Here is a 14,416-nt window from a genome sequence, read left to right as displayed (position 1 = left end):
TGCTTGTTATTTATGTAAACGCTTTCTTATAAAATATATCTTTTCTATACTTTATAAAGTGTAGAATTATATATTACATTAAACAAATACATATAATATGAAAACCGCATACCTAAACCCATTCGGACAATCAGCATACCAGATTATCTACAACTATGGAAACATAACACGAATAACAGAAGAAACACAGGAAATAAACAACATCATAGAAAACACACACAACCAAGACAAAAAAAAGGTGAACACAATAAAAGAACTATGCCTAGAAAAAATAAGACAGCACTACCAACAACAGCTAAACAAGAAAAACAACAAATACAAATACCTATACACACAGGAAATAACAGAAACAGACACAATAGCAACACACACACTACTACAAGCAACAGCCCTAACCTATGGAACAAACAGCTACGAAGCAGACCTCATCACACAAATAATAACAAACACCACAAAACAGAGACTAGAAACAATACCCGGCCAGGAACTAATAGACAACACACTAAAAGACTACCTGGACCCAAACAACACAACACTAAACGACATAATACCATTAATAGACAACACAAAGCTACAACTAAAAGACCTAATACTAAACAAGAACAAGGTAATCCTAACATACACAGACTTCCTAACACAGTACGGAAAACACCTAGAACACAGAAACCCGGAACAAATCTACACACTACTATGCCACGACACAAAAAAGAAACTAATAACCGCACTAATAGAAAAACAAACACGAGAATACCTAAAACTAATAGAAGACAAACAAAAACAAATAGAACCCGCACCCATAATACTAGACATAGCCAAAAAAATAAGAAAAATAGAACAAGAAGAAAAACAAAAACAAATACAACAATACAACATAAACAACCACCACACACACATTGATGAAACAAAAGCAGCACCATACAACACAGAAGCATTCCCACCATGCATACAAAAAGCACTACGCGGTACCAAAACAGGGGGACGAAACTACACAATAAGCATACTACTAACATCCTTCCTATCATATGCAAGACTATACCCAGGAGTATACGCTAAACACAAGAAAAATCCACAAATCACAGACAACGACCCAGACCTAACAATAACAAGAAACGAAATACTGCCCATCATATACAGGGCAGCACAGAACTGCACACCACCACTACTAACAGACCAACCACACGAAAAACAAAACATACACAACAAACTAGGATTCACTGAAGGAAAAAATGGAATCATAAACATAGGAAAAACACCATGGTACACACCACCCAACTGCAAAAGCATCCAAAACACACAACCAGAACTATGCACACCCTCCACTGACTGCAAGAAAATAGGAAACCCCCTATCATACTACAACCGGAAAAGAAAACTACTAAGAGGAGATGACAAAAACGACGAACCTAGAACCAGCAACTAAAGAACAAATAAGACAATACTACCATGAAGAATACAACACCAAAGAAATACCAGAATACATAACAGGAAACATACACCGGAGAGAATTTGCATTCGACAGGATCGGCAGGGGACCAAAAGACAGATACAACCAATACACACAAACACGACACCTGGAAAAAGCAATAAAAGCCAAAGCACCATACGCAGCATACACATCAGTAGCACTATACGACAACCCAAGGAAAAGGGAAGGATGGACAGAAGCAGAAATGGTATTCGACGTAGACGCCAAAGACAACCCCCTAAGAACATGCACATGCAAACAAGGCGAAGTATGCCCACAATGCCTCGACGATGCAAAAGAAATAACACTCAAGATAAGTGACAATATAAGAGAACTAGGATACAAGGACATACACTACGTCTTCAGTGGCAGAGGATACCACATAAGAATACAAGACCCTGAACTAGTAAAAACAGATAGAAACTTCCGAACACAACTAGTAAACTACATACTAGGAGCAGACACACCAGAACTACCCGAAGGATTACAACACTTCACAATACCCTTCGGCTACCCCGGAATATACACAGACTGGTTCAAATACACAGTAAACCACCTGCAAAAAGATAAAAGATACCCAGGACTAAACAGAAAACTCAAAAAAGACATAATAAAAAGAAAACAACTAGTAAACAACAACCACTGGGGACTAATAAGAGGACAAATAACCCCACCAAGATACGATAAACTCGTAGAAATGATAGCCGGAATAAACCACCACCTATGCGACACCAAAGTAAGCATAGACACCAAAAGAATACTAAGACTACCAAGCACACTACACCACAAGGTAAGCATGAAATGCATGGCAATACGAAATATCGAAACATTCGATCCAATGAGTAAAGCCGTACCTAAATTTGTAGAAGAAAAGTAATCATCATTATTTACTTTCCTAATATTAATCTTTTTTTTTTTAGCTAAATAAAAGTATATGCACTCATTTACCCATATACTAGTAGATTATGGAATTATTAGAGAAAATAACAGCATATACTATGAAACTATTCATGATAAGTAACTAATGGAATTATGCTGGAAAAATAATGGAAAAAAAATAGCTTAATGAAAATTTAATCCAAAAATTTAATCATTAGTGAAAATCAAATATAAATATTATATAAATATTATAAAATTAATCATTAATTAAAATATATATTTTTATAAAAAAATATGTTGGAGGATAAATAAATATGAATGAAAAGGCTAACGAAAATTCTTGGATTCCATTAATAGTCGTGGCTTGTGCCTCATTTATCATAGTATTGGACTCTTTTTTCATGAATGTTAGCATTTCTCGAATTGTTGTAGATTTGAATACTGATGTCAGTACTATTCAAATGATTGTATCATTCTGTACTCTCATTACTGCTGCATTAATATTGCTCAGTACCAAACTTCAAGACATAATTGGTAAAAAGAAACTCTTTATAATTGGTGTTATACTTTTTGGTATCGGAATATTTACTGCAGTAATAAGTTCAAATGTTATAATGTTCTTTGTAGGATGGTCAGGGATTAAAGGTGTTGCAGCGGCATTAATAGTACCCGCCATAGTTTCAATAATAAGTGGAACATATTCCGGTAGAAAACGTACCATTGCTCTGGCAGCTCTGGGTATGGTAGCAGGACTCGCAGATACTCTTGCTCCACTCATCGGGGGAGTTATTACAACATTTTTAAGTTGGAGATATACCTTTGCATTTGAATTAATATTCCTTGTCTTTATTTTAGTAATGCAAAACAAAATAACTGATTTCAAACCTACCGAATCTAAAAACGATTTAGATATTAGTGGTGCTATAGTTTCTATTATAAGCCTTGTTTTGCTCGTGCTCGGAATATTAACTCTGACTAAGGAACTTACTATCAGCATAGTTGAGATAATTTTAGGATTAATAGTCATGGCAATCTTCATCTGGTATGAACTCAAAAGAAAAAGGTCAGGCAAGGTACCATTACTTGACGTTGATTTATTCAGAGACAAACATTTATGTATAGGAGCATCTATCAAGTTATTATATAATCTTGTAATATCTGGAACATTCTTTGTAATGGTCCTGTTTTTCCAAACTGTATTACAATTCAATCCATTATATACAGGTTTGGCTTCACTTCCGTTTGTTCTGGGTTTGCTTATTTTTTCATCAGCCACTCCAAAATTAATTGGAAAACTGAATCATAAGACACTCATGACAATTGGATGCATAATATCAATTATTGGATGCTTGATTTTAAGTTATCAGTTTAAATTAAATCTTTCAATGCCAGGTTTAATTATAGGACAGTTTTTACTCGGGGCAGGAATTGGTTTTATAATGGCTTTAAGTGCAGATGTAGCATTATTCGATATTCCATCTAAAAGCCAAAATAACGTATCTGGTATCATTTCAACTGGTGAAACATTAGGTTCATCAATGGGTACAGCAATTATTGGAATAATACTAATTCTTGGAGTTATGGGAGGTATTAGTACTGCAGTCGATACCTACGCACCTGATCATTCAGGAGATGAACAATTCCATCAGGAAATCTATAACCACTTCCAAAAAATAGATACTCTAGAGGGACAAGATAGTATTGTTGTGAATACTGCAGATATAATTATTCAGGAAGCAATGGCAGCCGTAATGTATGTATTGGCCATCGTGTTAGGAATTATTTTAATTCTAACGTTGCAGATAAAAAATAATAATATTAATAAACAATGAGAGTCTATTCTCTCACCTTCTATTTTTTAAAGGGGGGGAGTGTTAGTATAATAATAATTGTGCTTTTTCACTCTCTAGAAAACAAACTTTTTGATTCCCCCATTTATACACACTTAATTTTGTGTTTTTGTTCCATTTTATGGTAGTATTGGTCTATTTAATACCGTATTTAGTACTTTTTGTAAACAACCATTATAAAGCCTTATTTTTAATAGTAAGAATATATCCATATAACTAATTGAAGATTAAAACCCCCATATTATCCAAGTTCAAATCCAAAAAAAAAAGAATAAAAAAATAGTAAGTTGTGAAAAAATAAATAAATTCCTCACAACCTCATAATACCCTGAAAGAAGTTTTAACATTACTTATCTCATAGTACTTGTTTCCAGGGCATGTAACTGTTAGGGTCTGCTTCTTTGAGGGTTGTGTTACCAGTTCGCATATCTTCCTTTTTATGATCTTTTCTGGTAGTATATGTCTACTTTGTATGGCGTGTATCCACTTATTATTGGTGCTTTGAATATTGGATTGTATTGGGATTTAGTTCCTGTTCTTGTAATGAGTTGTCCCTTAGCGTTTTTGTAGTAAAATGTTGTTTTAACAATTTTATTTACTGTAGGATGACTTAATCCTCGGGAATCAATTTCTGCATATACTCCTCGATCATATTGTCCATTGACATAGGTATAATGAGCTACGAACGGATCTCCATTTATGTATTTTGTTGTCCCATAATTGGCTGAACTTTTCATGTATAATGTTATCATTTTATAGTTTGTTACTGTAAATTTTTTCTGGGCTGAAGTTTTCGCGTATTTTGTGTTTCCTGCATATGTTATTGTTATTTTGTTGGTTCCTGTTTTTGTGGTTTTGTATTTGTAGGTGTATTTTCCGTTTTTATCTGTTTTTGTCTTGTATTTTTTGCCGTTGATGTTTAGTGTTAGTTGTGTGTTTTTTAGTAGGGTTCCTGTTTCGTCTGTGAATTTTCCTGTTATTGTGATTGTTTTTCCTTTGCTTGTTGTTGGTATGTTGTTTATTGTTATTTTTGTTGCACTTTTTGTGGTTTTGAAGGTTGTGATGTTGGTTGTTCCAAGTATATTTTTGTTTCCATTATATGTTGCAATAACTATATTTACTCCTTTGTTTCTTGCTTTATATGAATAGGTGAATGTTCCTTTATTATTTGTTTTAACGGTGATTATTTTATTATTTATGTTAAGTTTTATTTTTGCATTTGATATTGTTTTTGTGTTTGATTGTTTTAATGTTCCCGTGATTTTTACAATATTGTTGGAGTTTGTATGTTGTGTGTTTAGTTTTATTTCTGTTGCTGTTTGTGAAGTGTAATTTGCATATATGTTACAGTTATTACCTGAATTATAAATGGTTCCTGAATATCCTGTGTTCTGTTTGTTTTTGTTATTTGAGGATATTGTACATTTTTCTCCCCCGTTTATGATTCCTTCGTTAATAGGTTTTTCAAATAAGTTTCCATATACTGAATTTTTATTGAATTTTGCGTTTATTTTTGTTTGATTGGCTGTGGTATATATGGCCCCACCATATAGTTTTGCATTATTTGATACGAAATTTCCATTTATTTTAGGATTAAAGTATTCATATTCAGATTTTTCTATATATAATGCTCCTCCATCTTCAGTTGCTCTGTTTTTAATAAAATTCGCATTTATTTTGACATTTTCAAGTGAGCTGATTGCTCCTCCATTTTGTGCTTGGTTATTTATAAATGTACCTTTAATGATATTATCCTCGTCAGATACACTACCTAGCGATATTGCTCCTCCCTCTAGGAGAGCTCTATTGTCTATGAAATTTCCTTTAATATTTGCAAGAGGGTAATATCCTGCTGAGATTGCCCCACCATTTAATTTTGTTGCAACATTTCCTGAAAAATTACCTTCTACCTCAATACTGCCCATTGAATCTATTGCTCCACCACCTTCTGCAGTATTGTTGATAAAATTTCCAATTATTTTACAGCCTCTGCAAGAGATTGCTCCACCACCATAGGCACTATTATTGATGAAAGTTCCTTCAATAAGATCTAAATTCATTTCACATATTGCTCCACCACATCCTAAAGCAACATTATTAATAAACGTTCCCTTTATATGACCTCCACCCATTATTCTTATAGCTCCACCGTCATTAGCAGTATTATTTATAAAAGTACCTGTTACATTCATAGGTGCATCATATGAGAATATTGCTCCACCACCAGCAGTATCATATAAACCATCATAATCACAACTAGTTGCTTTATTATTGAAGAAATTACCATCTATCCTTATACGACAAGGATTATAATAATCTCCCCCAATACATATGGCTCCACCAGATGCGTTATTTCCAAAGTTATTGGAGAAAGTGGAATTTTTAACAATTAAACTATGATTATTATATATTGCGCCACCACCGTCACCAAACGTGTTAGCGTAAACAGTATTTTTGTTGAAAATACATTTATTAATATTTAAATTACCCTTGTTTAGTATTGCTCCTCCAACACCTTTGGTTGCTTTATTATACTCAAAAGTAGAGTTATATAATATTAAATTTCCCTGGTTTGTTATTGCACCGCCCTTAGTGGATTTAAAATTTTTTATTTTAACATTTTTTATTGTTACCTTAAATCCTTTATTAATAGTTAGAAATTTATTTTTTCCACTTCCACTTATTGTTGCACCGTTACCAAGTATTGTGATAGTTTTATATTTCTGATTTTTTAGTGATAATGGAGTAGTTATCGTATATGTTCCTTTTTTGAGTTTAATTATTTTAGATTTACTAGTCGTTCTGGTTTCTTTTAACTCTTTTGTTAAACTAGCAGATGATTTAACATTAACTGTCTTTGTTCCTGCAGTCTTTATATTATGTACGGATTTTTTGTTAATTCTTTCATTGGGCAATGTGGTAGCGGAATCAGTGTCCTTAGTGGTTATTGTGGTAGTAGTTGTTGTATCATTATTATTGTTAATTTCTGTTGCACATACTATTCCTATTAACAGTATTGTTAAAATCGTTAATATGAATATTTTTTGAATTGATTTAATTTTCATCCTTTTTTCCTCCTCCTTCTATATTATGTATGGATATGTTATTCTTTTTATTAAGTTTATCCCTATTTTTCTAGTAGAATAATATTATATTATGGTTATTTTTGGTTGTTACAGTATTATAAATACTCAAAAAATAGTATCATAGTTCAAAGAAAGTAATAGTTATTAATAAGATTTCATTCCAAGATTTAACGTTTATGAAGTAACTGTATCCTCTGTTGATTAAAGGTTTAATAGTAAGAATATATCTCATCTAAAATATTGAAAATCAAAATGAGTAATGAATTACTAAACACCTGTATTATACAAAGTTTAAATCAAAAAAGAATTAAAATAGTAAGTTGTGGAAAAATAAATAATTTCCTCACAGAAATTTTTACCAATAATAGTTATTGGTCTTTCTCTTGCCTTCCACTTCATGGATGCTAGAAGTAAAGATTAGGCTTCACCTGTCATGCAACCTACCCCCACAGTTACCAGTAACGTAGTTTCAAGGGAAAATAACCCATACAACAAGGTTAAAAATATTCGTTCAAATAAATACTACACTAAACACACACCAAAAAAAAGAAAGAATTTAAGGTGCGAACAAAATTAAAGATAATTACTCGTTGCACAAAAAGAATAGGGGGGGTTATGTAATAAAAAGGAACTCTTAGTAATATGAGAACCATTTTTTTGTTTTAGGGTTATATCCGTATCCATAATACCATTTATTCTTCTCTGCGGATGTCATTTTTCGATATTCTGCCACTACTTTATATGGGGTGTAACCGGATACTAAACTATGATACATACTGTCTCCTGTCCCTGATTCAAATTTTTTACTAATTATCTTACCCGCATTATTTTTGAAATAAAAAGTTGCATCAACTATTAAATTATGTGGTGGATCACCCAAATCTTTAATATAATAATCCATGACGGTAAAATGAACTCCTTTATCATGTTGTCTGTCAGTTAACTGATACCATGCTTTAAAGACATCATCACCCACTCTTTTACTATCATCAGGGTATGGTCCAGTAAGTAGATGGGTATATAATTCAACCGTATTGAATTTTGTTACTGTGAATGTTTTTGTTGTAGATGATGTTTTGTAGTTGGTGTTTCCTTTGAATGTGGCTGTTACTTTGTTGGTTCCGGTTTTTGTTGTTTTATATTGATAGTAGTAATATCCATATTCATCAGTTTTCGTGTTGTATTTTTTTCCGTTAATTGTTAGTATTATGTTAGTGTTTATTAGAGCATTGTAATTATTGTCTGTGAATTGTCCTGTAATGTATACATAATTTCCTAGGCTAGTTTTTGATATTGAGTCCATAGTTATTTTTGTTGTTTTTATTAGTGGTATGTTGATTGTTTTTTTGACTGATGATTTTGTGTATTTATTGTTTCCTCTGAATGTTATGGTTATTGTGTTGATACCTATTTTTGTTGGTTTTGTTTGGTAATAGAAGTGTCCATATTTGTCTGTTGTTGTTTTATGATACTTTCCGCTTATGTTAATGATTATTGGTGCTTTTTTAAGGTATTTGTTTTGTTCATCATATGTGTAACCTTTAATTTCTATTTTTTTATTTGTTTTATTATAAACCGGTTGGTATTGGTAGGTGTATGTGTTCAATTTATTTACTTTGAAAGTTATTGTTTTTTTAGATCCTATGTATTTGTTTGTTCCTACTAATTGTGCTGTTAGAGTATTTTTACCTACTTTTTGGGCTGTGAATTTGTAAGTAAAGTAACCATATGGGTCTGTTTTCACGCTTTTTTTTGCCCCATTTAAATATACATATATTTTGGTATTTTTTAGGCCATCGAAGTTATTATTGGTCAGTAATCCGTTTATATATTCCGTTTTTCCAACGGTTGATTCTAGTCCGTTATCTATGTTTATTTGGGTGGGCATTCTTGTGACTCTGAATGTTTTGGTGGTTTTTACCATTGAATAGTATTTGTTTCCATTATATGTTGCTGTAATATTGTTTTTTCCAGGGATTTTTGTTTTATATGTGTATGTGAATATTCCTTCTTCGTTAGTTTTTCGTATTACCGTATTTTTATTAATTTTTAGGGTTATTGATCTGCCGTTTAGATTTTGGTCTTTAGTTGATAATTTTCCGCTTATTTCTACTGTATCTGTGTAGTATGTGTTTGGTACATTGTTTATTGTTAATTTTGTTGTTTTTTTGTTGGTTGCTGTTTTCACTGATTTTGTTGTTTTTTTATTTATTTCGGTATTTTTTTCTTGTATTGTTTGTATTTCAGTTTGTGTAGTGATTTTTTCTTGTATTATGCTAGTTTTATCCGTATTTGTCTGGTTTTCTGTTGCACTGGCTATACCTATTAGTAATAGTGTTAGTAGTCCAAGTAGGATTATTTTATGACTTTTTTTGGTTAACATATCTCTTTTTCTCCTGTAATTGTTTTTATATTAAAAAAAGGATAAAATAGTAGTAATGATGTTATTTTACTTTAAATGTTGTTTTAGCAGTGCTTGATTTATAATTGGTAGTTTTGGGGTATGAAACTGTTATAGTGTTGGTTCCTTTTTTGTTGGTCTTGTAGGTATACGTGTATACGCCTCTATTATTGGTTTTAGTATTTACTGTTATTGTGTTGATTTTAATTTTTATTTTACTGTTTTTTAGTATTATTCCTTGGTTGTCTGTTAGTTTTCCTGTTATTTTAATTCGTTTACCGTAGGTAGTGGTGCTTATCTTGTTGACTGTTATTTTGGTTGGACGTGCTACTGTTTTATAGGTGGTTTTCTTTGTTATTGTCTTGTAGTACTTGTTTCCTTTGAATGTAGCTGTTACTTTGTTTGTTCCTGCTTTGTTAGCAGTTATTTTTAGCGTGTATATTCCTTTATTATTTGTTTTCACAGTGTATGTTTTATTATTGTGTTTAATTTTTATGTTAGTGTTTTTTAGTATTGTTGCTGTATCGTCTGTTAATTTTCCGGTTATGGTTATTTTTTGTTTGTAAGTTTTTTGTTTGATATTGTTGATAGTTATTTTTGTTGGTATTTTTGTCATATCAAATATATTTGATTTAATCAGTGTGTTTGTTCCTTCTATTATGTGAATTGTGGAATAATCAGGTGATTTTTTCATGTTTTTATTGTTTATAAGTTTAGTATTTTTTCCTCTGTTGATTATGGCAGATCCTGTTGTTTTTGCTTTGTTTTGTTTAAAAATGTTGTTAGTTATGTGAGTAATAGTTATGTCGGTATTATTTCTATATTCTTCTTCATCCCATATCCGGGTTATTTCATTGATAAATATTGCAGAACCTTCCCTGGCATTATTTCTATTAAAATTATTATTATTTATGTATGTTAATTTAACATCTTCTAAATCATCATATTTTAAATCATAATTTATATATATTGATCCTCCAGCATCTGTAGCTTTGTTATAGGTTAATGTACTATTTGTTAGAGATAGTATTCCATTATTCATTAGTCGGATAAGTCGGGAGGATTACTCTTCCCTTCTCTCCTAAGAACCGTACGTGTCCCTTTCGAGACATACGGCTCAAGCATATTCTTTATCTCGAAATCAATTATAAATCCATGTTATTTTATTTAATTGCCTTTGTTGTAAAGACATTCAAATGGTGTTTTCTTAAAAGCTTTCTTTATGTAATCCTTATATTCAGGGTCATAAGGATTGCAGTTGTATTTGATTATGTGTGCATAGTGTATATGTACCCATTTCATCTTAACAAGTTGTATGTTAGGATTTTCTGGACTAGTAAGTATATAATTATCATCATGTTTATGATAATAATCTTCTTTGAAGTACCTATCTCTAATCCAATCCCATGGCTTGTTAGGATGTTGTCTACGAAGATATCGATATGTTAATTTCCAAACGTAGTCATCAATGTCGTTGAACGCTTTTTGGGCTACTGTTTGTTTCCAGTAATTGGCAGTGCCGATTATTAGACTGTTCAGTTTTCCAATTAGCTCGTCAATTTTTCCACTACTACGATATTTTAGAAACAATTCTCGTATCTTACTTTTGAGTCTTTTAATCCTGTCCTTAGCAGGTTTACTAAATACTTTAATACCATTTTGTGTTGGGTATTCTCTGATGTTAAATCCGAGAAAATCAAAACCCTTATTTAATGGTGTTATATGTGTTTTATCCTCTGCTAATTTAAGGCCACGTTCTTTGAGGTATGGTTCAATCAAAGAGTATACTTCTTCTGCATCTTCTTTTGTTCTACATAGTACTACAAAATCGTCTGCATAGCGTATCATAGCATATCTTGACTGATTTCTATAAGTGACTGTATTTCTAGCTTTTTCTTTCTTGTAGGTTACTCCTAATGCTTCATCTAGTCCGGTTAGGGCTATGTTTGCCAGTGTTGGTGAAATTATTCCACCTTGTGGCGTACCCGTATCGGTTAAATCAAACATGTCATTATGTACGTAACCTGCTTTAAGCCATTTACCTATGATATTCTTAGCAGGGAAATTACCCAACTGCTTTAATATCCAGTCATGGTCAAGAGTATCAAAACATGACTTGAAATCACCTTCAAATACCCAAGACCGATTACCTCTTTTTGTGAATTTGTGTATGCGTGCGATTGCATGTCCTGCATTGCGCATTGGTCTAAAACCATAACTTGTTGGTTCAAAACCCACCTCTACACGTGGTTCAAGGGCAAGATTAACGACAGTCTGATACACACGATCAATAATGGTCGGTATACCCAACGGTCGTATTTTACCATTTGATTTACGGATATAAACCCTACGCACTGGTAAAGGTTCATACTCTTTTAATTTCATAGATTTAAGCTTATAGTATAAAGCCATTCTCTCAGGATGAGACCTAAGCACCATCCCATCAATTCCAGGTGTTCTACAACCACTATTTAAAATGGTAGCCCTTCGAATACCATACAGAATTGTGGAATCCTTATTTAACAATAATCTTTGTAATTGTTTGGCTTTACTATATTCTTTTCTGATTTCGGCACAAGCTATATCACATTGTAACTTATAAATGCTCCGTTCAATCTTCTGCCATGGAATAGAATTCCATTCGCTAGTATAAACGGACTCATTCTGTTTAGCATCCTCCAAAATACAATTTTGGCTCAAATCTGCATAAACATCCTTCGACATAAAGTTTTACACCTCTATAGTTATAATTGATATAGTTACCTGTGTTATATACACCTGCTAAAGTCAGCCTATACCACGTAGTTATTATATCCCTTTAATTTCCTACTGTCTTAACGACTATTGTGGTCATTAGCTTTCTTAGCATCCCTTACCCTACTAGGTTTAGGAACACCGGTTCATACCGTAGTCCCCCCAGAAACACTTATGTATTCCGGGTCAAAGTAGGGCTTACCAAGTTTCTCTTCTTTCAGATACGACTAACTTAGGCTCTCCCATTACGCCGACAAGCCTATGGGTTATGCTAAATGCATATGAGCAAAGTATGCATTGCCTGCTTGCAAAACAATGGGTAATGTAATATCCTTCCCCACTGCCTATGGTTACGACGCTTATAAGAGTTCATTCATCATTAGCCAATATTAGTCTTTCTCTAGCCCACACATCCATGGATATTAGGAGTGTGATTAGGCGTTTACCCTCATGCAACCCACATCACCCGTTGCCAGTTGATGCAGTTTCGGGCGAGAATAGCCCACATAACTAGGCTAATAATACAACGTATAATTGTATTATACTGATTATAAAAGGGAAAGAGAATTGCTTGTCGCACTTGATCCACCATAAGATGTTGCTGTATTGTTTAGTAGTGTGGATTGTATAATGGTTGAATTTCCATCATTCTTGTTGCTTATTGCACCACCCATATCTTCAGCTATATTATTATTTAGTGTGCATCGTATTATGGTTAAATTTTTATCATTATTGATTGCTCCTCCATTTCCCTCATTGTTAGTTCCTTTTGCTATGTTGTTATTTATTGTAGATTGCTTTAGAATTATTTTTCCTTTATTATCTATTGCTCCTCCCTTTTCTTCTGCAATATTGTCTTTTAGTGTACATTTTGTTATGGTGGTGTTTCCATCCCAGCTATTGTATAATGCTCCTCCACATGTTGCATTATTATTATATAGTGTACTATTAGTTATGGTGGTGTTTTGATAATTGTATAATGCTCCCCCATTTGTTGCATTATTATTATATAGTGTACTATTAGTTATGGTGGTGTTTTGATAATTGTATAATGCTCCCCCATTTGTTGCATTATTATCGTATAACTTATTATTATTTATAATTAACAGGCCTTCATAGTTATATATTGCACCTCCGGAATATGCGATATTATTGTATAGTATGCTTGATTTAAATGTAAAGTTTCCCTCGTTGTATGTTGTTCCCCCGTAATCTTCTGCAATATTGTCTTTTAGTGTACATTTTGTTATGGTGGTGTTTCCGTTCCAATTGTTGTATACTACTCCGCCATGGTTTGCATTATTATTGTATAATAAACTGTCAATAATAGTTAGGTTTCCACTATTATATATTGCTCCTCCATTTTCTTCTGCAGTGTTATTGTATAATGTTGATTTTGTTATTGTTAGTAATCCACTGTTACTTATTGCACCACCAGAGTATGAGTCACAATCAGTAATTTTTATATTATTTATGATTACTTCACTATTTGAGTTAATATCTAAAAATCGATGGTAATTACTTCCATTAATTGTTTTTCCATTCCCATTTATGGTAACTTTTTTAATTTCATTACTTATCCTTATATTATCTTCTAATGTTATATTGTTTTTAATATTGAGTGTAAGTGTATCATATTCATTTGAAGTTAGTGTATTGTATAGTTTTTGGAAATTTTTTATGTTTATTGTTTTGGTTGTAGTTTTTGATGTTTTGTTTTCTGGTTGTTGTTTTCTGATTTCTTTATTATTTTTATGTTCTGGTTGTGTGTTCATATCATCCAGGATGGTTGGTTGATCGTTATTTATTTTTAATGAGGGCTTTGCTTCTTTTATTGTGTTTGTCTGGTTTTCTGTTGCGCTTGCTATTCCTATGAGTAGTAATGTTAGTAGTGTTAGTAAGAATATTTTTTGTATGTTTTTATTCATTAGTTGTTTCCTCCTTTATGTTTTTTTTATAATTTTTTTTATGTGTATTGTTT

Annotated in this window: 8 protein-coding genes; 3 read left to right on the top strand and 5 right to left on the bottom strand. The window is 32.2% G+C overall.

Annotated features, from left to right (window positions below; all coding sequences use genetic code 11):
* The first annotated feature begins 97 nt into the window (after positions 1 to 97).
* From PXD04_RS23120 to PXD04_RS23110, 3 genes are all read left to right on the top strand, one after another.
* A complete protein-coding gene (locus tag PXD04_RS23120; protein ID WP_323737593.1) occupies positions 98 to 1,420 on the top strand; it encodes a hypothetical protein in 1,323 nt (440 codons plus the stop codon).
* Positions 1,386 to 2,342: a DNA primase catalytic subunit PriS gene (priS, locus tag PXD04_RS23115; protein WP_323737592.1), complete on the top strand. Its 957-nt coding sequence runs from the start codon at positions 1,386 to 1,388 to the stop codon at positions 2,340 to 2,342. The genes PXD04_RS23120 and priS overlap by 35 nt, the downstream gene beginning before the upstream one ends.
* 316 nt (positions 2,343 to 2,658) lie before the next feature.
* Positions 2,659 to 4,176 (top strand): MFS transporter, encoded by a 1,518-nt coding sequence (locus PXD04_RS23110; RefSeq protein ID WP_323737591.1) that lies wholly within the window; start codon positions 2,659 to 2,661, stop codon positions 4,174 to 4,176.
* Between the two features lie 455 nt (positions 4,177 to 4,631).
* On the opposite strand, the gene PXD04_RS23105 is transcribed toward PXD04_RS23110, so the two are convergent.
* From PXD04_RS23105 to PXD04_RS23085, 5 genes are all read right to left on the bottom strand, one after another.
* A complete protein-coding gene (locus PXD04_RS23105) occupies positions 4,632 to 7,259 on the bottom strand; it encodes an Ig-like domain repeat protein (RefSeq protein ID WP_323737590.1) in 2,628 nt (875 codons plus the stop codon).
* Between the two features lie 655 nt (positions 7,260 to 7,914).
* Positions 7,915 to 9,663, bottom strand: coding sequence for a hypothetical protein (locus PXD04_RS23100; RefSeq protein WP_323737589.1), 1,749 nt, complete (start codon positions 9,661 to 9,663; stop codon positions 7,915 to 7,917).
* A gap of 61 nt (positions 9,664 to 9,724) precedes the next feature.
* The gene (locus PXD04_RS23095; RefSeq protein WP_323737588.1) at positions 9,725 to 10,723 is read right to left on the bottom strand and encodes an Ig-like domain repeat protein; all 999 of its coding nucleotides are present in this window, start codon (positions 10,721 to 10,723) and stop codon (positions 9,725 to 9,727) included.
* A gap of 125 nt (positions 10,724 to 10,848) precedes the next feature.
* Entirely contained in the window at positions 10,849 to 12,405 is a 1,557-nt protein-coding gene (ltrA, locus tag PXD04_RS23090; RefSeq protein WP_323737587.1) for a group II intron reverse transcriptase/maturase, read from the bottom strand.
* Positions 12,406 to 12,983: 578 nt separating this feature from the next.
* Positions 12,984 to 14,363 (bottom strand): hypothetical protein, encoded by a 1,380-nt coding sequence (locus tag PXD04_RS23085; protein WP_323737586.1) that lies wholly within the window; start codon positions 14,361 to 14,363, stop codon positions 12,984 to 12,986.
* Positions 14,364 to 14,416: the final 53 nt, after the last annotated feature.

The sequence above is a fragment of the Methanosphaera sp. ISO3-F5 genome (genome assembly GCF_034480035.2).
GTDB lineage: Archaea > Methanobacteriota > Methanobacteria > Methanobacteriales > Methanobacteriaceae > Methanosphaera.
The sequence above is the reverse complement of the archived record's forward strand: the minus strand, read 5'-3'. Positions and strand labels throughout refer to the sequence as shown.

Coding starts and splice junctions, on each gene's coding strand:
- PXD04_RS23120 (WP_323737593.1), top strand. CDS start 98: ATGAAAACCGCATACCTAAACCCATTCGGACAATCAGCATACCAGATT.
- priS (WP_323737592.1), top strand. CDS start 1,386: ATGACAAAAACGACGAACCTAGAACCAGCAACTAAAGAACAAATAAGA.
- PXD04_RS23110 (WP_323737591.1), top strand. CDS start 2,659: ATGAATGAAAAGGCTAACGAAAATTCTTGGATTCCATTAATAGTCGTG.
- PXD04_RS23105 (WP_323737590.1), bottom strand. CDS start 7,259: ATGAAAATTAAATCAATTCAAAAAATATTCATATTAACGATTTTAACA.
- PXD04_RS23100 (WP_323737589.1), bottom strand. CDS start 9,663: ATGTTAACCAAAAAAAGTCATAAAATAATCCTACTTGGACTACTAACA.
- PXD04_RS23095 (WP_323737588.1), bottom strand. CDS start 10,723: ATGAATAATGGAATACTATCTCTAACAAATAGTACATTAACCTATAAC.
- ltrA (WP_323737587.1), bottom strand. CDS start 12,405: ATGTCGAAGGATGTTTATGCAGATTTGAGCCAAAATTGTATTTTGGAG.
- PXD04_RS23085 (WP_323737586.1), bottom strand. CDS start 14,363: ATGAATAAAAACATACAAAAAATATTCTTACTAACACTACTAACATTA.